Consider the following 20,601-nt stretch of genomic DNA (forward strand, 5'->3'; position numbering starts at 1 on the left):
AATTGTCTATGCCGGAGGGATCCAAATTATCTTACGGCGCACCTGTGTCGCGGGATACTGTAGCGTAGGGGTGCCACATGAATTGTATCGAGCGATATTCTCTGGTTCAGCCCGTGGGGATGCATTCAATAAACGACCTTATGTCGTCGATGGACACAGCGATGAGGTCTTGTCGCGGCGCGGGAGCAACGTCAACTCCATCGGACGTGATATATCCGCAAGTGGCGGCGGCAAACCCGCAAGAAACTGAGAGCTGGTTCCGGAATAGAAGTGGATGGTCGACCATGTCGTGGAGAGTGCGGCTTTGCGCCAGAAGCGGTCATGTGGAGATCCAAAGACAGCGGAATTTCGCGAAGTCTTGCATAAAAGGTGACACCAATTGAGAATGGATGGCTCATCCAGAGCTTCGGCTCGGCCAGCGGCGAGAACGTACCGTACGTCTACCGATATGGCGGCATTTCTATCCAATCGTCGAAAGCAACGTCCGTGCCTTCTGTCAACAAAGCAAAGAAATCAACCAGCAAACGCCCGGCACGGACCAATGGCAGCATAACAGACGCAACCTATTTGAAGCTGCACAACCTGATCGAGTCGCGACAGCTGCAGCCCGGCGAGGTGATCGAAGAGCGCCGGCTTGCACTGCGGCTGAAAGTCTCGCGGACACCGCTGCGGGCTGGCATCAGCCGGTTGCTGGGCGAAGGCAGGCTCGAGCAATTGTCCAACGGCACTGTGGTGGTCCGCACAATCGAGATGGCGGAATTGCTCGAATTGGTCCATCTTCGCATGGTGCTGGAGAGCGAAGCGACGTTCATTGCGGCGACCCGCATCGCGCTGGATATCCTTGCACCGATCAGGGCTGCGCTGGAGAAGATCATTGCTGCGTCGACAGTGTCCGGGACGGCTCACTGGACCCTCGACGATGAAATTCATGACCAGATCGCGCGGCATTGCGGCAATCGCTCGCTTGAGAAGCTGATTGGAGAAATCCGGCAAAAGATCCGGATGTGCAATGTAGAGCGCCAGCCTGGCCGGCTGCTTCCCGCCACCCGCGAGCATCTGGCGATTATCGATGCCATCATCGATCGTGATGCTGCCGCAGCCCGTCAGGCGATGATCCTGCATCTCACTAATGTGCGGCAGGGATTGCTCGAACGGTTCGGGATCTTCCTGCCCGAGCCTCACGGTTAGGTCGAGATCAGGCAGAATCCCTGCGGGTGCATGTCCGAAAATTCTGCAGCTGCCCGCAATTTTGTCGGACTCCGTCCAAATTTGACGCAGCTTCCCGGGCTTCGCAGCTTGACTGAAATCAGCATGGGCGGTTCACTGGTATACCAGTGGAATATCAAGCCGCTCCGCAACGCCGACCAACCAGATGTCCCGCCTGAATGACGCCAAACCACATTGCTTCCCACACCGTCGCGGCCGAATCGCTGTCCCCGGCCGCCTTTGCCGCCTTCGGCGATGTAGCTGAGCGACCGATCGACGTGCGCCGGCGCTATCTTCCGACATCGGACGATCGCACCGAGGACGCCGCCACCTTTTCCTTCTGGATCAGCAGCGCCGCCAGGCTCGGCAGTCTGCCCCTGCCAATCACGACGCTGGAGCGTCATCCGTTCTCCGCCCAGACTTTCATCCCGCTCGGCAGCAGCCAATACCTGGCGATCGTGTGCAATGCCGGCCCGGATGGCCTGCCTGATGTGGCCACCCTGCGGTGCTTCATCGCCGGAGCGCATCAAAGCATCACCTTCGCCCGCAATGTCTGGCATCATCCCATGACCGTTCTCGGCGCGGCCATGGAATTTGCCGTCGCCATGGGCATGACCGGCCGGCAGGACGACGACGTGTTCGTCGATATCGCTGGCGACATTCGCGCCGTGATGCCGCCGAGCGCATAGGGATCGCAATGATGCCGCATGATGATCACCTCACCCGCGACTTCGTCGGCTACGGCCGCACCCCGCCGCATCCGCAATGGCCGGGCGCAGCAAGAATCGCACTCAACTTCTGCATCAACTACGAAGAAGGCTCCGAGCCGTCGTTCGCCGATGGCGACGGCGTCACCGAAGCAGCCCTGACCGAAGGTGGCGGTGGCGGCTTCGAGGGCCGCGACCTCGCCGCCGAGTCGATGTTCGAATATGGCAGCCGCATAGGCTTCTGGCGCGTGCTGCGCCTTCTGTCCGAGCGCGGCATGATCGCCACCGTCATGGGCTGCGCGCTGGCGTTGGAACGCAACAACGAGGCCTGCGCCGCCATTCAGGAATATGGCTACGACGTCTGCGCCCATGGCTGGCGCTGGGAGCGGCATCCGTTGCTGTCCGAGGCCGACGAACGCGAGCGCATACGCAAGACCGTCGAGAGCCTCACGCGCACCACCGGCGAGCGTCCGCTCGGCTGGTATTGTCGCTATGGGCCGAGCGTGAACACGCGGCGCCTCGTGGTCGAGGAAGGCGGTTTCCTCTACGACTCCGACGCTTATAATGACGAATTGCCGTACTGGACACGTGTGCTCGGCAAGCCGCATCTCGTGGTGCCTTACGGCCTTGCCAACAACGACGCAAAGTTCAGCCGCGGCGCGATGGCAACGGCGGATGATTTCTTCGTCTATCTGCGCGACGCCTTCGACATGCTCTACGCGGAAGGCGCCACCGCGCCGAAGATGATGTCGGTCGGACTGCACACCCGCCTGATCGGCCATCCCGGCCGCGCCGCCGGCCTGCAGCGCTTCCTCGATCACGTCGCCAAGCACGACAACACCTGGGTCTGCCGGCGCAGCGACATCGCCCGTCACTGGCAGGCCACTCATCCCCCCACGCCCTGATCTCCACCACATCCGCACCCGAAAGGACGTTCCCATGAAACTGAAACCCACGCATTGGATGTTCGCGCTGATGCTGTCGACTGCGGCATTCGCCGGCGGCGCCAGCGCGCAGGAAGCCGATCATCCCTCCGACAAACCGATGGTGGTCGCGTCCGACTTCGGCGTCGCGCCATGGATGGTGCGCGGCCCCAACGGCCCCGAGGGTTTCGGTGCGGACCTGATCAACGAGATCGGTAAAGATCTCGGCCGCCCGAAGGTCGAGATCGTCGACATCAATTTCTCCGGCCTATTCGCGGCGCTGTTCGCCAAGCGCGCCGAATTCCTCGTCAACCCGCTCAACCTCACTGCCGAACGCTCCGAGCGCATGCTCTATACCGAGCCGCTATTCTCCACCGGCAACGGCTTCATCGTCCGCGCCGCCGACGAGATGAAGGGCTTCGAGGATCTCAAGGGCAAGGCCGTCGCCGTCAACCGCGGCACCATCTCGGATACCTGGGCCACCACCAATGCCGAGAAATACGGCTTCGAAGTGCAGCGCTACGATGTATTCCCCGACACGGTACAGGCCGTGCTGACGCGCCGCGCCTTCACAGCGCTAAATGAGATCCCGACGACCGTCTATGCCGCCAGCCAGAACAAGGCGATCAAGGTCGGTTTCAAGGACTTCAACGGGCGAAACTTCGCCTATGCATTCCGCCTGGAAGATACTGAGTATCGCAACAAGGTCGAGGCAGTCATCGAATGCATGAAGTTGGACGGCCGCCTGCGCAAGCTGCACGAGAAATGGTATGGCGCGGCGCCCGATGCCGGCTCAGCCATCGACACAGTGTATTTCGGCTACGGCCCTCCCGGCTTCAAGGGTTTCGAGCCGACCTCGCATGTTCCGAAGTGCCAGTAAGGCACTTGCTCTGACAAGATAGCTGCCAGAACTGGATCGGCACCGCTCCGATCCAGTTCTTGGAGCGGAGACCCAATGGATCGGATCGTCGAATATTACTTCAACGCCCAGGTCATCGCGACTGCCTTCCCGCAGGTGCTCGCGGGCTTCCGCACGACTGTCATCGTCTCGCTGCTCGTCATTGTCTGCGGCACGCTGTTCGGCCTGCTGCTCGCGCTGGTGCGATGTGCGAACCTGCGCCCGGTCAATTTTGCCATCACAACCTATGTGGATGTGCTGCGCACGCTGCCGCAGCTGGTCGTGATCGTTTTCATCTATTTCGGCCTGCCTTATCTGGGCCCGGCGCTGTCCCCCTTCGCGACCACTGTGTTGGCCCTCGGCATGGTGCTGTCGGCCTTTTCCACCGAGATCTTCTGGTCGGCAATCATGGCGCTGCCGAGCGGACAATGGGACGCCGCCAGCGCACTCGGTTTCAGCCGGCTGCGGACACTGGTCACCATCATCCTGCCGCAGGCCATTCGCCTCGCGATCCCGCTTCTGACCAACCGCGCCATCTCCATCAGCAAGGGCACAGCGCTCGGCACCGCGGTGTCGCTGCCGGAAACGCTCGGACAGGCGCAGAGCGTGATGGCGCTGGTCGCCAATCCCTCGCCGCTGACGCTGGCCGCCGCTTTCTATCTCACCTTCTTTCTTCCGCTGGTGATCGCCAGCCGGTGGATCGAATATCGTACCAGCACGGGGCGGTGAGCGGGTCTCATGCAGGATTTCCTCGACAACTTCGCCAACTGGGACTCGCTGCTGCGGGTCTATCCGCTGCTGCTGCAGGGATTGATCTACACGATCTGGCTGTCGATTGTCGCGCTGCCACTCGGCATTCTGGCCGGGCTTGCCATCGCGGTGCTCTATAGTTTCAAGAACCGCTGGGTGAATGTCGCTCTCCTGATCTATATTGATCTGTTCAGGTCGTTCCCCGTTGTCGTGCTGCTGATCCTGATCTTCTACGGCATGCCGTTTCTCGGCCTGACGCTCGGCGGCTTCACGGCAGCGGTGCTGGCCATCGTTCTCAACAATTCCGGCTACTATGGCGAGATCTTCCGCGCCGGCATCCTGTCCGTGCCCCACGGCCAGACCGAGGCTGCCCGGGCGCTCGGTTTCAAGCCGCTGCATGTGGTGTTCTCCATCGTGCTGCCGCAGGCGATCCGCAACGTGCTGGCGCCGCTCGCCAGCAATTCGCTGGAACTCGTCAAGGCGACACCAATTGCCGCCTTGGTCGCGCTGCCTGAACTGCTGCGCTCAGCCCGCGTCGCCCAGGAGCAAACCTACAACCCGACGCCGCTGATGGCGGCCGCGGTGATCTTCTTCGTCATTCTGTATCCGTTCGCGCGCTGGGTGGCGCGGCTGGAACGGCAAGCACTGAAAGCCCGCTGACATGGCCACACTGATCACCGGCGGCAGCGGTTTCATCGGGCTCGCGCTCGCCGAACGCCTGATCGCTGACGGCGAGACCGTTATCTTGTTCGACCTCTCAGCCCCCGGCCACGACATGCTGATGCGCGCCGAGCTTGCCGGCGCTACGCTGGTCACCGGCGATGTCACAAGCGCCGACGACGTCGACCGCGCGTTGAACACGGCCGGCATCGACCGCGTGATCCACACCGCCGCGATGACGCCGAATGCCCAGCGCGAGCATGACGCTGCGCGCCAGATCGTCGACGTCAATATCGGTGGCACCGTCAATCTGCTCGAACGCGTAACATTGCGACCCGCCATCAAGCGCGTCACCGTGCTCAGTTCGGTCGCAGTGTACGGCTTCTCGCAACCGGCCGCGTCGGGCCTGTTCGAGGAGGATTTGTCGCCGCCGGCGCCAGCCGCGCTCTACGGCATCACAAAGCTTGCATCGGAACAGGCGGCGCTGCGGATCGCCGACCTTCACAAGCTCGATGTGCGCGTGATTCGGCTCGGGCCGGTCTTTGGCCCATGGGAATTGCAGACCGGTGTCCGCGATGCGCTGAGTCCGCATTATCAGGTGCTCCGTATGGCCTTCGACGGCCGTGAAGCGATTCTCCCGCGCAGCATGGCCGGCGATTGGATCTATTCTCGCGACGCTGCCCGCGGCGTCGCGAGGGTGAGCGCCTCCGACGCGCTGAAGCACCGCACCTATCACGTCAGCGGCGGTGTGTTGTCCGATCTGCCACGATGGTGCGAGATCATCGCGACGCACATGCCCGGCTTCCGCTGGCGGATGGCGGAGATCGAGGCGGAGGGCAACGTGATCTACGGCCTGCCGAAGGACCGTGCGCCGCTGAACATTGCGCGACTGGCCGCGGATGCCGGCTTCGCGCCTCAGTATCATCTGGAAGATGCGGCGCGCGACTATCTCGGCTGGTTGCCGCAGGCAGGAGAACCCGCTTGAGCAAACGTCTGGCTGGAAAGTCGGTTCTGATCACCGGCGCCTCCTCGGGCATCGGCCGCGCCATCGCCCGCCGGTTTGCTGTCGAGGGCGCGAAGCTCATGCTCGCGGATCTCACCATGGACGTGCGCGAAGGCGGCACTCCGACATTGGAGCTGCTGCGTGCAGACGGTTATGAGGTTGATTTCATCCAGATCGACGTCGCCTCGGAGGACGACACCATCCGCGCCGTCCAACAGACCGTTGCGCGCTACGGCCGCCTCGACGTGCTCGTCAACGACGCCGCCATCGGCACCGGCAAGCGTCTGACCGACACCAGCCTCGCCGAATGGGACAGGACGCTGGCGGTCAACCTCACCGGCGTATTCCTGATGTCCCGCGCCGCCGTCAACCAGATGCTGACGCAGGATATCCGCAACGAGGCCCGCGGCCGCCTCGTCAACATTTCCTCGCAACACGGCATGATCGCCTGCCCGGAAGACATCGCCTATGGCACCTCCAAATCCGGAGTCGTCTACATGACGCGGCAGATCGCGGCGGACTACGCGAAGGATCACATCATCTGCAATGCAGTCGCGCCCGGCAAGATCGTCACCGGCAAACCGGGCCGCGCCGCGGAGCCGCGCTGGATGGACTACTCCACCAGCCGCACGCCGATGCCGCGGCTGGGCCGTCCCGACGACGTCGCCAATGCAGCGCTGTTTCTGGCCTCAGACGAGGCAACTTTCATGACGGGCGAAAACATTCTCGTCGATGGCGGCTGGATGGCGTCATGAGCGACGTTTCGGAGAGCACCATGGGGCAAGCGCCTGCGGATACATCCGCGCCGATCATCCAGATGTCCGGCGTCACCAAATGGTATGGCGACGTCCAGGTGCTCAAGGGCATCGACTTCACGGTGGCGCGCGGCGAGCGCGTCGTGATCTGCGGGCCTTCGGGGTCCGGCAAGTCGACCATGATCCGTTGCATTAACCGGCTGGAAGAACATCGCGACGGCCGCATCGTCGTGAATGGCGTCGAGCTCGATCACTCGACGCGCAATGTCGACGTGGTCCGCCGCGATGTCGGCATGGTATTCCAGCAGTTCAACCTGTTTCCGCATCTGACCGTGCTGCAGAACCTCACCATCGCGCCACGCAAGATCCGCGGCGCAACGAGGCAGGAAGCCGACGAGGTCGCGCGCTATTTTCTTGAGCGCGTACGGATCTCCGAACAGGCCGATAAATATCCGAGCCAGCTCTCCGGCGGCCAGCAGCAGCGCGTCGCCATCGCGCGTGCGCTGTGCATGAAGCCGCAGATCATGCTATTCGACGAGCCTACCTCGGCGCTTGATCCGGAAATGATCCAGGAGGTGCTCGACGTCATGGTCGGCCTCGCCCGCGAAGGGATGACCATGGTCTGCGTCACCCACGAGATGGGCTTCGCGCGTACGGTCGCCGACCGCGTGGTGTTCATGGACGCCGGTCGGATCATCGAAGAAGGCGCGCCGGCCGGTTTTTTTTCGGATCCGAAACAGGATCGAACCCGTGCATTCCTCAAACAAATTATGCATCGATGACCGAAGCGCCCGCTTTGCGCTAACAGCGGACATCGATTGTTCCTGCGTGCCCCGTGATCTATGAGCTCACAATCAACGTCTGGGCGACCGCTAGAAAGACCTACGCGGCTTCGTCGCGCGATTGGTAGAGCTTGTAAAGCATGCGTTGCCCGATACGCCGGAACGGCGAGAACGGATGCGTCGGCAGCGGCGACGCGAAGATCGGTAGGTCCTGCCCCTTGAAGTTCTTGCCCGCGATCATCTCGGCCATGCGACGGCCGGCCTGCGCCGAATAAGACACGCCATTGCCACCGTAGCCCAGCGCATAGAACAGAGTTTGCGAAGGATCGGGCCGGAAGATACGCGGCATCATGTCGTGGCTGACATCGACCCAGCCCCACCAGGAATAGTCGATCTCGATTCCCTTGAGCGCCGGGAACTTGCGGTGCAGCCCGTCGATCAGGAGCTGCAGATGCCGCGGATTTGCAGCGTCCGCGCCGGTGATGGCGCTGCGGCTACCGATTTGCACACGGTTGTCGGGCAGCCGGCGATAATAGAAGCGCAGCGTGCGGGTGTCGGTGATGACTTCGGTGGTCTTGAAGCCGGTCGCCTCCAGCTCTGCTTCGGTAAGCGGCCGCGTCACAATCGAGTTGGACATAATCGGCATGCAGCGGCCACGCAGCATCGACGTCAGGCCGAGCGACGTATAGGCGCCGGTAGCGATGCCAACCGCGCGGGCGCGCACGGTGCCGCTGGGCGTGCGCAGATGATGCACACTATTGCGCGTCGTGATCTCCAGCACCGGACTGCCGGGATGCACCTTGGAGCCGAGTTCGCGCACCATGCGCAGATAGCCGAAAGCGAGTTTGGCAGGATGGACACCAGTGCCCAGCGGCTCATGTACAGCGCCGACACATTCTGCCTCGTTCACATAGTCGCGGCGTACGTCCTCGGCGGACAGCACGCGTGTCTTGTAGCCGAACACCTCGTTCTGGACTTTCGACTCGGCTGCGATCTTCTCGAACATCCGCTGGCGATGCGCGAGATAGAGGTGGCCGCCGCGCTGCGGTTCACAATCGATATTTCCGGTCTTGATCAGATCCTCGAAAGTCTCGAAGCCGTCCTTGATTTCCGCGTGCAGCCGCAGCGCCACATCGCGGCCCCAGCGCGCGATCCACTGCGAACGCGACAGCCGGCCCGACGCGTTCTGGCCCTGCCCGCCATTGCGTGTGCTGCAGCCCCAGGCGACGCGATTGGCTTCCAGCACCACGGCCTTGATGCCGAATTCGCGCGCCAGAAAAATCGCACAAGCGAGCCCGGTATAGCCCGAACCGACGATCGCGACGTCGGCATCGACGTCGCCGGAGATCGGGCCATCATCGTCCGGCGGTGTTCCTGCCGTGGCGGCCCAATAAGTCGGGGCGTAGTCGCGGTGGGTGCCGGGACCGGGGGACACCAGGGGATCGTAGTGCTGATCGTAGGGAGCAATCGACATCGGCGCGGCCTCTATCACGGTGCGATCAAGACTGAGCCGGTAGCGGCGGGCGGTCCTTGCGGAATGCGCTCTTGCGCGAGAGCTTGTCGCCCTTGAAGGTGAACAGGTCGCAGCCTTCGGCTTCGATGCGGGCACCATTCGCCGCTGTGCCGCGGAAAATCCATTCCGACAGGCCGCGATCGCCGAATACGCTGTGCGACGTACAGGTCCAGCTCACATCCGGCATACCGCCCCAGACCTTCTCGAACGCCGCCTTCACGTCGGCGGTGCCAATGATGCGGTTGCCATACATCTCCGACCCGGCGGCGGTATCGAACACGATATCGGCGGTCATGCAGGCCATGACGCCGTCAACGTCGTGACGGTTGAACGCCTCGAATAGCGTAACGAGAAGCTGGTGGCGCTGGGTCTGCTGCTCGGACATTGCAAGACTCTCTCGATCATTTCAACAACGGCCGGCACGGTGGCCAGCCATGGTGGTGAAACTGCCAGTGGCCAGGCCACGCGATTAGGGCCAGTTGCGGCGAAGCACCTGTCCAGAGCGGAACGGTTCGCACCGGCGATCTGGCCCAAAGATTGAGACACGCTGGCCCTCCCCGGGCTGGCGGATGTTGCCATGGTGGCGGCATGACGGAGCGACGGACCCACGTGACATGCATGACCTGACGATCGCGATCGGCGATCTCGGTGCGGCGCTGACGCCAAAACTGGTTTTGCTGTCGATTGCCTCGATTTTCGTCGCCGCGGTGCTGCGCGGCTTTACCGGCTTTGGTTTTGCCCTTGCCGCTGTGCCGCTGCTCGGCCTGTTCATGGCGCCGACCGAGGCCGTTCCGGTGGCGATCGGATTGCAGCTTGCCGGCAGCCTGCTCGATTTCCGCAAGGCATCGCAGAGCTGCGACTGGCCCTCGCTGCGCTGGCTGATGATCGGCGCGCTGATCGGATCGCCGCTGGGAACCCTGATCCTGACGGAAATCCCGGCGCCAATCTCGCGGCTGGTGATCAGTTCGATCACTCTCCTGGCGGTGTTCGCGCTGGGCCGCGGCTTCGCGTTGCCCGCCATCCCGCCACGCCCGGTGACGTCGATCACCGGTTTCTTCTCCGGTCTGTTCAACGGGCTAGCCGCGATGCCCGGACCGCCGGTGGTCGCTTACTATATGTCGGTTCCGCTGCCACGCTTGGCAACGCGCGCGTCGCTGATGGTGTTCTTCCTGATGACCTCGATCACGGCAACGATCACTTTCGTCAGCGTGGGCTTGTTGAACGCTCACACCATCGGCCTGTCGTTGCTCGGCCTGCCGGTGATGTGGCTCGGCACCAGACTCGGCGAAATCGCATTCCGGCGCGGCAACGACGCGATGCATCGCCAGGTCTCGATCATCAGCCTCGGCGCGATTGCCCTCGTCAGCGCCGTCAAGGGCGTGAGCGAGCTGACCTGAGCCGCGTCAGCTCATGCGTGCGATGATGCGACCGAGACGTTCAATGCCCGGTTCGATCCGGTCATTGCGGATCGACGAGAAGCCAAGCCGGAAGCAATTGGCATGGGTACCTTTCGTCATCGAGAATACGTCGCCCGGCTCGATCACCACGCCTTCTGCCAACGCGGCCGTGGCAAGTTCGGTGGCATCGCAGGCCGCCGGACATGTCACCCAATAGCTGGTGCTGCCGACGCCGCGCACGAAATCGCAACCGGCGAGATGCTTGGGCAGCAACTGATCGAGAATGCGTGCGCGCTCCAGTAGCACGCGTGAGACGCGCTGCAGATGCGAGCGGTAATGGCCAAGGCCGATGAACAGCGCCGCAACGCGCTGGTTGTTGAGCGGTGGATGCCGCAGCATTAGGCGCCGCAGCGCGCGCAATTCACGGATCACCGGCGCTGGTGCGGCGACATAGCCGAGCCGTAGGCCGGGCGCGAGCGCCTTCGACAGGCTGCCGACATAAAGCACGCGGTCGTTGCGATCGAGGCTCATTAGCGGCGGCAGTGCCGGCCCCTCCGAGATCAGCTCGCTCTCATAATCGTCCTCGATCAGGATGATGTCGCTCTCCTCTGCCTTGCGCAGCACTTCGAGACGGCGCTGCTCGGGCATCGCCACCGTGGTCGGGCATTGATGACCTGCGGTGACGTAAGCGAGATCGCAGCTCTCGAAGTTCGCATCGGGCACCATGCCCTCGCCGTCGACTGCGAGCGGCACGATATTGTCGGTCTGCATACCGAAAATGTTGCGGGCGTCGGGATAGCCGGGATCTTCCATGCCGACCCGGGTGCCCTGCTTCACGAACAATCGGGCGATCAGATACAGCGCATGCTGGGCGCCGATGGTCATCATGATCTCGTCCGGCCGCGCGCGAACGCCGCGGCGCGGCAACACCTGCAGCCGGAGCTGCTCGATCAGCGCCGGATCGTCCTCGTCGATCAGATCGCGGGCCCAGTTGTTGATCTCGGGCACGCTAAGTGCGGCGCGCGCACTTTCGCGCCAGTCATTGGTCGGAAACAGGCTTGGATCGAACTGCCCGAAGATAAAGGGATACGGATAGTCCTGCCAGTTGAGCGGCTTGACGATGTTCCGGTTGGCCGACGGCCGCACTGCGAAGCGCCCGGCCCAGCGCGCGGCGCCGGCCTCGTCGGGCGCCGCGCGGTCGTCGCGCTGGGTGCCGAGATGCTTGGAGAGGCCGGCCACGAAGAAGCCGCTCCGTTCGCGCGAAATGAGGAAATTCTGGTCGACCAGCTGCTCATAGGCGATCACGACGGTATTGCGCGACACTTCAAGCAGTGTGGCCAGTTCCCGGCTCGACGGCATGCGCACACCAAGCGCCAGACGGCCTTCTTCGATGGCGGTACAGATCAACTGGCGGATCTGGAGCTGCAGGAACGGTCCGCGCCGGTCCAGCCCCTGGAATAGAGATCCCCAGAACAGGGCATCCCCGATGCCAGACGCTGCCGGACGTCCGTCTGCACGGGCGGCTTTCACTGAACCTCCGGGATTACCCATCGCGCGCTCCACACTCATCCCGAAACCACTGCTGCACCCGTATCCGGACCAAGCAGATACTAAGCAAAAGCCGCGCCAAGGTGGACCGTCGGCACCGCGGGACTGGCCCCATTCGTGCATCCGATCTGGCGCTGGCTCGGAGCGATGCGAGGCCTCACGCTTCGATGACGGAATTTTGAGGGTGGTCCATTGAGCCAGGATACGATTGTTTTTTCGGCCCGCAAGATCGTGACCATGAACCCGTCGCGGCCATCGGCAACGCATGTCGCAGTGCGGGACGGCCGGATCGTCGCAGTCGGCAGCTTCGACGAGATCGTCGGTACCAGCGGCGCCAAGGTCGACGACCGTTTCAAGGACAAGGTGCTGCTGCCCGGCTTCGTTGAAGGCCACAGCCACATCATGGAAGGCATGATGTGGTCGCTGCCTTATGTCGGCGCCTTCGACCGCCGCTCGCCCGAAGGCAAACTCGTCCAGGGCCTGCCGGATATCGATGCCATCGTCGGGCGGCTGCAGGAAGCCGAGGCAGCGATGACAGATCCCGAGGCACCGCTATTCGCCTGGGGCTTCGATCCCCTGCATATCGGCAGCGTGTCCCTCACGCGGCAGGATCTCGACCGCGTATCGGCCACGCGGCCGATCATGGTCGTGCATGCATCGTTCCACATCAGCAACGTCAACACTATCGTGCTGCAGCGCGCCGAGCTCGATCGCACCACCAATATTTCCGGCGTGGTGATGGGCAAGGACGGCGAACCATCCGGCGAAGTCCAGGGCATTGCCGCTCGCTTTCGCGTGTTCCGCGTGCTCGGCACCAATCCACTGTCTGGCAATCTCACAGCCGATGACGTCAACCGCTACGCGGCATCGTCGTGCATTCAGGGCGTGACTACCATCACCGACCTGCACAACGATCTTGCTGACCTGACCATCGAGGTCTATCGCGCCGCAAGTCGGCGCGATGATTTCTCGGTGCGCCTGGTCCCGGCCATGGCCTCGGTGTCGCACAGCCCGGAACAGGGCGTCGAGAAGATCAAGACACTGAAGGCGTCGAACAATGACAAGCTTCACTATGGCATCGTCAAGCTGGTGGTCGACGGCTCGATTCAGGGCTTTACCGCGCGGCTGCGCTGGCCGGGTTATCACAACGGCGCACCCAACGGGTTGTGGTACATCGCGCCGGAAGAACTGCCGTCCATCGTCGCAGCTTACCACAATGCGGGCATCCAGCTGCACATCCACACCAATGGCGACGAAGCCACCGAAGTGGCGCTCGATGCCGTCGAGGCCGCGCAGATCGCAAGGCCGCGGCCCGATCACCGCCATACGCTGCAGCATTGCCAGATGGCGGATGCTGCGCAGTTCAAGCGCATGAAATCGCTCGGCATGTGTGTCAACTTGTTTTCCAATCACGTCTATTACTGGGGTGACTCGCATTATGAGCTGACCATGGGTCCGGAACGCGCCAACAGACTCGACGCCACCGGTACCGCGCTGCGCGTCGGCGTTCCCTTCGCAATCCATTCCGACGCCCCGGTGACGCCGCTGAGCCCGCTGTTCACCGCCTGGTGTGCCGTCAACCGCGTGTCGTCGAGCGGACGTGTGCTCGGCAAGGAGACCGAAGCGCTGACCGTCGAACAGGCGCTTGCCGCGATCACGATCAACGCTGCCTATACGCTGAAGCTCGATCACATCGTCGGCAGCATCGAGGCCGGCAAATATGCGGACTTCGCGGTACTTGATGAAGATCCATTTGAAGTCGCGCCGAAGAAGCTCAAGGATATTGCCATCTGGGGCACCGTGGTCGGCGGCCACGTGCGGGAGGCGCCACGGGCATGACGGCAGCGTCATCAGCGAAAATTCCCGTGACGGTGGTCGGCGGCTTTCTCGGCGCCGGCAAGACGACCTATCTCAATCACCTCCTTCGCACCGGCTCCGCCCGCTATGCCGTTCTGGTCAACGACTTCGGCGCGGTGAACATCGACGCCGGCCTGATCGCGCAGCACGACGGCACCACCATGACGCTGACCAATGGCTGCGTCTGCTGCAGCATCGGCGGCGGCTTTCTGGATACGCTGGGCCGGATCCTCGACGACGCCATCCCGTTCGATCACATCATCATCGAAGCGTCGGGCGTCGGTGATCCCTGGCGCATCGCCGAGATCGCACTGGTGGAGCCGAGCCTGCGCCTGAATGCTGTGATCGTGGTCGCGGATGCATCCCGCATTTCAAAACTGCTGATCGACAGTCACGTCGGCGACACCGTGCGCGGCCAGTTCGATCGCTGCAGTCTCGTGCTGCTCAACAAGGTAGACCTGCTAAACCGCACCGCCGCCGATGCGGCCCGCGCCACGGTCGCGGCGCTGCGTCCCGACATCCAGATCATCGAGACGACGGAAGATACGCTGCCGGTCCTGCCGGACGGCGAGGTCAAAGCGACATCGCGCTTTGCCGCGACCGCCGTGAACGACCGCGCCGATCATGAAGGCGCGTTCCACCGCTGGTCGTATCGGCGCAGCGGCACGTTCGATCGTGGCCAGCTTACAGCAGCACTAGCCGCATTGCCGCCGCAGCTTTTGCGCCTCAAAGGACAATGCCGGATCGCCGGTGATGCGTCGCCAGCGCTGCTGCAGATGGTCGGGCAAGACTGGGCGCTGACACCCGCTCCCGCCGATATGACGGCTCAAAACGACATCATGCTGGTCGGCGTCGGCACCGACGCTCTGCCCGATGCCGCCGCGCTTGATGCCATTCTCGATGGCGCGCTGATCCAGGTTTCACAAACACACCCGACAACGGCGGACCTCAACCGTCGGCACGCTGCATTCACCCTCTGAGAGAAGGACCGACAAGATGTCTTCGATCTGGTCACGACGACCCCGTTCGCTGAAAGCGTCTCTTCTGGCCTGCGCTCTGGGCCTTGCCCTCGTCGCAACCGCCATCGCGCCAAGCGTCAAGCCGGCACTTGCCGCCGACGGCGGCACGCTGGTGATCGCCTCGACGCAGGTGCCACGCCACTTCAACGGCGCCGTGCAGTCCGGCCTCGCCACCGCGATGCCGTCCACGCAAATCTTCGCCAGTCCGCTGCGCTATGACGACAACTGGAATCCGCAGCCTTATCTCGCAAAGTCGTGGGAGGTCGCGCCGGACGGCCTCTCGGTGACGCTGAAGCTGGTCGACAATGCCCTGTTCCACGACGGCAAGCCGGTCACGTCCGAAGACGTCGCCTTTTCAATCATGACCATCAAGGCGAACCATCCCTTTCAGAGCATGCTGGCCGCTGTCGATAAGGTCGATACGCCCGACCCGCTCACCGCTATCATCCGCCTGAAGCATCCGCACCCGGCGCTGCTTTTGGCGATGTCGCCTGCACTGATGCCGATCCTGCCGAAACACGTCTATGGCGACGGCCAGGATATCAAGGCGCATCCCGCCAATCTGAAGCCGGTCGGCTCAGGCCCCTATCGCCTCACCGAATACAAGCAGGGCGAATATTACACGTTGGAGAAGTTCGACAAGTTCTTCATCACCGGCAAGCCCAAGCTCGACAAGATCGTCGTCAAGCTGGTATCGGATTCCAATGCCGCTGTGGTCTCGCTTGAGCGCGGCGACGTCAACGTGCTGCCGTTCGTCTCAAACACCCGCGACATCGAGCGCATCGAGAAGATGCCGAACGTGATGGTCATCGACAAGGGCTTTGCCGGCGTCGGTCCGATCAACTGGCTCGCCTTCAACACCAAGAAGAAGCCGCTCGATGACGTGCGCGTGCGTCAGGCGATAGCATACGCAGCCAATCGCGAGTTCATCACCAGCAAACTGATGGGCGGCAAGGCGAAGACCGCCACCAGCCCGATCGCCCCGGGATCGCTGCTGCTGGAGCCCGGCGTCGAGATGTACAAGCTCGATCTCGCGAAGTCGGCGAAGCTACTCGACGACGCCGGCTATCCGAAGGCTGCCGACGGCACGCGCATGAGCCTCACCATCGACTATATCCCCGGTGACGAGGAACAGCAGCGCAATGTCGCCGAATATCTGCGCTCGCAGCTCAAGCGCGTCGGCATCAATCTGGAAGTCCGTGCCGCGCCGGACTTCCCGACCTGGGCGCAGCGTATTTCGAATTTCGACTACGACTTGACGATGGACAACGTGTTCAACTGGGGTGATCCGGTGATCGGCGTCAACCGCACGTACCTTTCGAGCAACATCCGCAAGGGCATCATCTGGTCGAACACCCAGCAATACAGCAACCCGAAGGTGGACGAACTGCTCGCCGCAGGCGCGCAGGAGACGTCGCCCGAGAAGCGTAAGGCATTGTATTCGGAATTCCAGAAGATCGTCGTTAACGACGTGCCGATCTATTTCATTAACGGAGCGCCCTATCGCAACGCCTTCAGCAAGGGCCTCGGCGGTCTGCCGACGTCGATCTGGGGCATGATGTCGCCGCTCGACGAGCTTTATTGGGAAGTGCCGCCGAAGACCTGATGGTCTTCGGCTCACTCTGACGGTCCAGCACCATGAACCTCGCTCTTCACATTCTGCGTCAGGTGGCCAATGCAGTTGGCCTCCTTATCGCCGTGCTGGTCCTCAATTTCTGCCTGATCCATGCTGCGCCCGGCGATCCCGCTCTAGTGATCGCGGGCGAGATGGGCGGTGCGTCGGCCGACGTCATCGCTGCACTGCGGGTCAAATACGGCCTCGACAAGAGCCTGCTCGAACAGCTCTTCACCTATCTCGGCAGCGTCGCCACCGGCGACTTCGGCTATTCCTATTATTTCAATGCCCCCGTGACCGGCCTGATCGCCCAGCGCATTCCGGCGACGCTGTATCTGGTGCTGTCGGCGCTGGCGATCTCGGTGGTGATCGGCACGCTGCTCGGCGTCGTCAGCGCCCGCAAGCCGAACGGGCTGTTCAGCCAGGGCGTCACCATCATCTCGCTTGCGGGCTATGCCGCGCCGGTGTTCTGGACCGGGCTGATGTTGCTGCTGCTGTTCGGATCGGTGTGGCCGATCCTGCCGGTGACGGGCATGACCGACGTCGCGCGGCCCAAGGTCGGCTTCGCGCATGTCGTGGATATATTGCAGCATCTCGTGCTGCCCGCGACCACGCTCGCACTCGTCTTCATCGCGCAATATAGCCGGCTCGCCCGTGTCAACATGATCGATGCGCTGACGGCTGACTACGTGCGCACCGCCCGCGCCAAGGGCCTGCCAGAATTTATCGTGATCGGCAAACATGCGCTGCGCAACACGCTGATCCCGATTGTCACTGTCGCCGGGCTGCAATTCGGCCATCTGTTCGCGGGCGCCGTGCTGGTCGAGACGGTGTTCAGCTGGCCCGGCATGGGACGGCTGGTGTTCGAATCCATTCTGCGCCGAGATTATCCGACCCTGCTCGCCGTGCTGTTCTTCTCGGCAGTCTTGGTCATGGCCGCCAATATCATCACCGATCTGGTCTATCGCCTGGTCGATCCGCGCATCCGTTCGGGGGCCCGATGACCACGATCGAATCCACTGCCATCAAGCCCGACAAGACTGCGCTGCCCGTGAGCGCCGCAGCATCGCCCATGATGGCCGCGCTGCGCCAGTTTGCCCGCAGCCCGGCGGGCGTCGTCGGCGCGGTTGTGCTGCTGTTTCTGATGCTCGCCACCCTGTTCGGGCCGTCGATCTACGGCGTCGATCCGCTCGACATTGCCGGCGCGCCCTTCACGCCGCCGGATGCGGACACCTGGCTCGGCACCGACTATCTCGGCCGCGATATCCTGGCAGGGCTGCTGCAGGGCGGCCGTGCCACTCTGACTGTCGGCGGCGTGGCCGCGATCATCACCATCGTGATCGGCGTCACCATCGGTTCGCTGGCCGGCTTCTTCGGCGGCCCCATCGACACGGCACTGACCAAGATCACCGAGTTCTTCCAGATCCTGCCGCCGCTGCTGTTCGCCATGGTGCTGGTCACTCTGTTCGGGCAGACGCTGACCACCGTGACCATCGCGATTGGCGTGGTGAGCTGGCCGTCTGCCGCGCGCCTGACCCGCGCGGAGTTCCTGCGCTTGCGCAATCTCGATTTCGTCAAGGCATCGCGCGCCGCCGGCGCTGGCAATGGTCACCTCATCCTGCGCGTCGTGTTGCCGAATGCACTGCCGCCGATCATCGTCTCGGCGACGCTCGCGATCGGCGTGGCCATCTTGTTCGAGGGCGGATTGAGCTTCCTCGGCCTCGGCGATCCCAACACCATGAGCTGGGGCCTGATGCTTGGGCAGAACCGCAATTATGTGCTCAATGCTTGGTGGACCGTGGCGTTTCCGGGTGCGGCGATCTTCATCGCGGTGCTCGCCATCAGCCTGATCGGCGACGGCGTCAATGATGCCATCAATCCGCGCCTGCGGAAGCGAGGCTGAGCGATGCCCCCCGTTCTCTCCGTCAAGGATCTCAGTGTCTCGATGAACGGCACCAAGGGCATGGTGCCGGTGCTTGAGCATCTGTCATTCGACGTCGCGCAAGGCAAGACCATGGCGCTGGTCGGCGAGTCCGGCTGCGGCAAAAGCATGACCGCGCTCGCGATAATGCAGCTATTGCCCGAAGACTTTCGCGTCACCTCCGGCAGCATTCTGCTGGATGGCGTCGAGGTTTTATCGGCATCACCCAAGGAGTTGCGCAGCCTGCGCGGCGACAAGATGTCGATGATCTTCCAGGAGCCGATGACGGCGCTCAACCCGCTCTACACGGTCGGTGACCAGATCGGCGAGGTGCTGCGTCAGCACCGCGGACTGAGCCGCCGCGATGCCCATGCGCAAGCGATACAGTTTCTCAAGGCGGTGCAGATCCCCGCGGCTGACAAACGCGTCGATGCCTATCCGCATCAATTGTCCGGCGGCATGCGGCAACGTGTGATGATCGCCATGGCGCTGGCCTGCAAGCCGAAGCTTCTGATCGCAGACGAGCCGACCACCGCGCTCGACGTCACCGTGCAGGCGCAGATCTTCGACCTGCTCAGCGAATTGCAGGACGACACCGACACGGCCATCGTGCTGATCACCCATGATCTCGGCGCCGTCGCCGAACTCGCCGACGATGTCGCCGTGCTCTATGCCGGCCGCTGCATCGAACAGGGCGCCGCACACGAGATCATCGCCCGTGCGCGGCATCCCTATACGCGCGGGCTGATGGCCTGCGTGCCACATCTGCAGCTCGGCCGCATGAGCAACCATGCCTCGGCCGAGCTCGACGAAATCCCAGGTATGGTGCCGCCGCTCGGCGCACGCGGGCCGGACTGCGCTTTCCTGCCGCGCTGTGCCTTTGCCGGCGCGATCTGTCGCGCACAGCCGCAGCCGCCGCTCGATCGCATCGATGCCGGTGCCGCCGTATCGTGCTGGCGTCATCAGGAGATCACACCGTGAGCGATGGCTTGAATATATCTGCGCCCGCAGACGTCCTGCTCGACGTCAACGATCTCGTGGTGCACTTCCCGGCCGGACGCCGCGGCATGTTCGGTCGACCCTCGAAGGTCCACGCGGTCGACGGCGTGAGTTTTCGCGTCCGCCGCGGCACCACCTTCGGCATCGTCGGCGAAAGCGGCTCCGGCAAATCGACCACTGCGCAGGCGGTGATGCGGCTGATCCCGATGACCTCCGGCCAGATCGTGTTCGGCGGCGAGAACATCGCAGACTTCCGCGGCGAGAAACTGCGGCTGGCGCGCAGCAAATTCCAGATCGTGTTCCAGGATCCGTTCTCGGCACTGGATCCGCGGCGCCGCGCGGGCGATCTGATCCGCGAACCGCTCGACCTGCTCGGCATCGGCTCGCCACGCGAGCGCGAGGTCCGGGTCAAACAGCTTCTGGAGGAAGTCGGCCTGCCGCCGCAGGCGGCTGATCTGTTTCCGCATCAGTTTTCCGGCGGCCAGCGCCAGCGTCTGTGCATTGCACGTGCGATGGCGCCAGAACCCGACCTGATCGTCTGCGACGAAGCGGTGTCGGCACTCGACGTCGCTATCCAGGCGCAGATCCTGAACCTGCTGAAGAAGCTACAGCGCGAGCGCGGCCTGACCTATATCTTCATCTCGCACGATCTCGGCGTGATCCAGCATTTCTGCGACGAGATTGCGGTGATGTATCTCGGACGCATCGTCGAACAGGCGCCGGCGCAGGTGTTCTTCTCGGCACCCTTGCATCCCTATAGCTGGTCGCTGATATCAGCCGCCGCACCGCCCGGCCCGCTGCGCGACCGGCTGAAGAAGGACTATCTGGTCAAGGGCGATCCACCGAGTCCGGTGGATCCACCGCCCGGCTGCCGCTTCGCGCAGCGCTGCCCGTTCGTGGTGGAGCGGTGCCGTGACGAATTGCCTATCCTTCAGGTCGAGGCCGAGGAACACTTCATCGCCTGCCATCGGACCGGCGAGATCGCCCCTCCGGATTTTGCATCCCTGTGAGCCGTCGCTGTGGGGCGTCCGCTTTGCGCCAATTGCTG

At 63.1% G+C, this 20,601-nt stretch carries 20 protein-coding genes; 17 read left to right on the forward strand and 3 right to left on the reverse strand.

Annotated features, from left to right (window positions below; all coding sequences use genetic code 11):
- Positions 1-567: 567 nt before the first annotated feature.
- From AB8A23_RS27915 to AB8A23_RS27955, 9 genes are all read left to right on the forward strand, one after another.
- Positions 568-1,188, forward strand: coding sequence for a GntR family transcriptional regulator (locus AB8A23_RS27915; protein WP_231077835.1), 621 nt, complete (start codon positions 568-570; stop codon positions 1,186-1,188).
- Between the two features lie 197 nt (positions 1,189-1,385).
- Positions 1,386-1,895, forward strand: a complete 510-nt coding sequence (locus tag AB8A23_RS27920) for an ureidoglycolate lyase (protein WP_231077836.1) — start codon at positions 1,386-1,388, stop codon at positions 1,893-1,895.
- An 11-nt stretch (positions 1,896-1,906) separates the two neighbouring features.
- Positions 1,907-2,818, forward strand: a complete 912-nt coding sequence (locus AB8A23_RS27925) for an allantoinase PuuE (protein WP_309947053.1) — start codon at positions 1,907-1,909, stop codon at positions 2,816-2,818.
- A gap of 34 nt (positions 2,819-2,852) precedes the next feature.
- A complete protein-coding gene (locus AB8A23_RS27930; RefSeq protein WP_439057470.1) occupies positions 2,853-3,716 on the forward strand; it encodes a substrate-binding periplasmic protein in 864 nt (287 codons plus the stop codon).
- A 75-nt stretch (positions 3,717-3,791) separates the two neighbouring features.
- Entirely contained in the window at positions 3,792-4,463 is a 672-nt protein-coding gene (locus AB8A23_RS27935) for an amino acid ABC transporter permease (protein ID WP_439057469.1), read from the forward strand.
- 9 nt (positions 4,464-4,472) lie between these two features.
- Positions 4,473-5,144, forward strand: a complete 672-nt coding sequence (locus AB8A23_RS27940; protein WP_439057468.1) for an amino acid ABC transporter permease — start codon at positions 4,473-4,475, stop codon at positions 5,142-5,144.
- Between the two features lies 1 nt (position 5,145).
- The gene (locus tag AB8A23_RS27945; protein WP_120288726.1) at positions 5,146-6,129 is read left to right on the forward strand and encodes an NAD-dependent epimerase/dehydratase family protein; all 984 of its coding nucleotides are present in this window, start codon (positions 5,146-5,148) and stop codon (positions 6,127-6,129) included.
- Positions 6,126-6,902 carry an SDR family NAD(P)-dependent oxidoreductase gene (locus AB8A23_RS27950; protein WP_439057467.1) on the forward strand — a complete coding sequence of 259 codons (777 nt, stop codon included), beginning with the start codon at positions 6,126-6,128 and terminating at the stop codon, positions 6,900-6,902. The genes AB8A23_RS27945 and AB8A23_RS27950 overlap by 4 nt, the downstream gene beginning before the upstream one ends.
- The gene (locus AB8A23_RS27955; protein ID WP_439057466.1) at positions 6,899-7,684 is read left to right on the forward strand and encodes an amino acid ABC transporter ATP-binding protein; all 786 of its coding nucleotides are present in this window, start codon (positions 6,899-6,901) and stop codon (positions 7,682-7,684) included. The genes AB8A23_RS27950 and AB8A23_RS27955 overlap by 4 nt, the downstream gene beginning before the upstream one ends.
- A gap of 100 nt (positions 7,685-7,784) precedes the next feature.
- Here the strand turns inward: AB8A23_RS27955 and AB8A23_RS27960 are convergent, their stop codons facing one another.
- The gene (locus AB8A23_RS27960) at positions 7,785-9,158 is read right to left on the reverse strand and encodes an NAD(P)/FAD-dependent oxidoreductase (RefSeq protein WP_439057465.1); all 1,374 of its coding nucleotides are present in this window, start codon (positions 9,156-9,158) and stop codon (positions 7,785-7,787) included.
- A 25-nt stretch (positions 9,159-9,183) separates the two neighbouring features.
- A complete protein-coding gene (locus AB8A23_RS27965; RefSeq protein ID WP_439057464.1) occupies positions 9,184-9,582 on the reverse strand; it encodes a nuclear transport factor 2 family protein in 399 nt (132 codons plus the stop codon).
- 229 nt (positions 9,583-9,811) lie between these two features.
- On the opposite strand from AB8A23_RS27965, the gene AB8A23_RS27970 reads away from it, so the two are divergent.
- A complete protein-coding gene (locus AB8A23_RS27970; RefSeq protein ID WP_439057463.1) occupies positions 9,812-10,594 on the forward strand; it encodes a sulfite exporter TauE/SafE family protein in 783 nt (260 codons plus the stop codon).
- A gap of 6 nt (positions 10,595-10,600) precedes the next feature.
- Here the strand turns inward: AB8A23_RS27970 and AB8A23_RS27975 are convergent, their stop codons facing one another.
- Positions 10,601-12,145 carry a PLP-dependent aminotransferase family protein gene (locus AB8A23_RS27975; protein WP_439057462.1) on the reverse strand — a complete coding sequence of 515 codons (1,545 nt, stop codon included), beginning with the start codon at positions 12,143-12,145 and terminating at the stop codon, positions 10,601-10,603.
- 189 nt (positions 12,146-12,334) lie between these two features.
- On the opposite strand from AB8A23_RS27975, the gene AB8A23_RS27980 reads away from it, so the two are divergent.
- Genes AB8A23_RS27980 through AB8A23_RS28010 form a run of 7 tightly spaced genes read left to right on the forward strand, consistent with a single transcriptional unit; the run spans position 12,335 to position 20,563 of the window.
- The gene (locus AB8A23_RS27980; RefSeq protein ID WP_439057461.1) at positions 12,335-13,981 is read left to right on the forward strand and encodes an amidohydrolase; all 1,647 of its coding nucleotides are present in this window, start codon (positions 12,335-12,337) and stop codon (positions 13,979-13,981) included.
- Complete coding sequence (locus AB8A23_RS27985) at positions 13,978-14,979, forward strand: CobW family GTP-binding protein (RefSeq protein WP_439057460.1); 1,002 nt, start codon at positions 13,978-13,980, stop codon at positions 14,977-14,979. Before AB8A23_RS27980 ends, AB8A23_RS27985 begins: the two co-directional genes overlap by 4 nt.
- A gap of 16 nt (positions 14,980-14,995) precedes the next feature.
- Positions 14,996-16,624, forward strand: a complete 1,629-nt coding sequence (locus tag AB8A23_RS27990; protein ID WP_439057459.1) for an ABC transporter substrate-binding protein — start codon at positions 14,996-14,998, stop codon at positions 16,622-16,624.
- Positions 16,625-16,656: 32 nt separating this feature from the next.
- Complete coding sequence (locus AB8A23_RS27995) at positions 16,657-17,637, forward strand: ABC transporter permease (RefSeq protein ID WP_175366953.1); 981 nt, start codon at positions 16,657-16,659, stop codon at positions 17,635-17,637.
- Positions 17,634-18,536, forward strand: a complete 903-nt coding sequence (locus AB8A23_RS28000; protein WP_439057458.1) for an ABC transporter permease — start codon at positions 17,634-17,636, stop codon at positions 18,534-18,536. The genes AB8A23_RS27995 and AB8A23_RS28000 overlap by 4 nt, the downstream gene beginning before the upstream one ends.
- A 3-nt stretch (positions 18,537-18,539) precedes the next feature.
- Complete coding sequence (locus AB8A23_RS28005) at positions 18,540-19,535, forward strand: ABC transporter ATP-binding protein (RefSeq protein WP_439057457.1); 996 nt, start codon at positions 18,540-18,542, stop codon at positions 19,533-19,535.
- On the forward strand, positions 19,532-20,563 hold the full coding sequence (locus AB8A23_RS28010; protein ID WP_439057456.1) for an ABC transporter ATP-binding protein: 1,032 nt from the start codon (positions 19,532-19,534) through the stop codon (positions 20,561-20,563). Before AB8A23_RS28005 ends, AB8A23_RS28010 begins: the two co-directional genes overlap by 4 nt.
- The last annotated feature ends 38 nt before the right edge of the window (positions 20,564-20,601 follow it).

This window comes from Tardiphaga sp. 619_E2_N8_4 (assembly GCF_051810905.1).
GTDB lineage: Bacteria > Pseudomonadota > Alphaproteobacteria > Rhizobiales > Xanthobacteraceae > Tardiphaga > Tardiphaga robiniae.

Excerpts from the sequence above, each read along its gene's own strand:
- AB8A23_RS27990 (WP_439057459.1), top strand. The coding sequence starts at position 14,996 with ATGTCTTCGATCTGGTCACGACGACCCCGTTCGCTGAAAGCGTCTCTT.
- AB8A23_RS28005 (WP_439057457.1), top strand. The coding sequence starts at position 18,540 with ATGCCCCCCGTTCTCTCCGTCAAGGATCTCAGTGTCTCGATGAACGGC.
- AB8A23_RS27985 (WP_439057460.1), top strand. The coding sequence starts at position 13,978 with ATGACGGCAGCGTCATCAGCGAAAATTCCCGTGACGGTGGTCGGCGGC.
- AB8A23_RS27930 (WP_439057470.1), top strand. The coding sequence starts at position 2,853 with ATGAAACTGAAACCCACGCATTGGATGTTCGCGCTGATGCTGTCGACT.
- AB8A23_RS27925 (WP_309947053.1), top strand. The coding sequence starts at position 1,907 with ATGCCGCATGATGATCACCTCACCCGCGACTTCGTCGGCTACGGCCGC.
- AB8A23_RS27945 (WP_120288726.1), top strand. The coding sequence starts at position 5,146 with ATGGCCACACTGATCACCGGCGGCAGCGGTTTCATCGGGCTCGCGCTC.
- AB8A23_RS27920 (WP_231077836.1), top strand. The coding sequence starts at position 1,386 with ATGACGCCAAACCACATTGCTTCCCACACCGTCGCGGCCGAATCGCTG.
- AB8A23_RS27995 (WP_175366953.1), top strand. The coding sequence starts at position 16,657 with ATGAACCTCGCTCTTCACATTCTGCGTCAGGTGGCCAATGCAGTTGGC.
- AB8A23_RS27965 (WP_439057464.1), bottom strand. The coding sequence starts at position 9,582 with ATGTCCGAGCAGCAGACCCAGCGCCACCAGCTTCTCGTTACGCTATTC.
- AB8A23_RS28000 (WP_439057458.1), top strand. The coding sequence starts at position 17,634 with ATGACCACGATCGAATCCACTGCCATCAAGCCCGACAAGACTGCGCTG.
- AB8A23_RS27975 (WP_439057462.1), bottom strand. The coding sequence starts at position 12,145 with ATGGGTAATCCCGGAGGTTCAGTGAAAGCCGCCCGTGCAGACGGACGT.
- AB8A23_RS27970 (WP_439057463.1), top strand. The coding sequence starts at position 9,812 with ATGCATGACCTGACGATCGCGATCGGCGATCTCGGTGCGGCGCTGACG.
- AB8A23_RS27955 (WP_439057466.1), top strand. The coding sequence starts at position 6,899 with ATGAGCGACGTTTCGGAGAGCACCATGGGGCAAGCGCCTGCGGATACA.
- AB8A23_RS27935 (WP_439057469.1), top strand. The coding sequence starts at position 3,792 with ATGGATCGGATCGTCGAATATTACTTCAACGCCCAGGTCATCGCGACT.
- AB8A23_RS27940 (WP_439057468.1), top strand. The coding sequence starts at position 4,473 with ATGCAGGATTTCCTCGACAACTTCGCCAACTGGGACTCGCTGCTGCGG.
- AB8A23_RS27960 (WP_439057465.1), bottom strand. The coding sequence starts at position 9,158 with ATGTCGATTGCTCCCTACGATCAGCACTACGATCCCCTGGTGTCCCCC.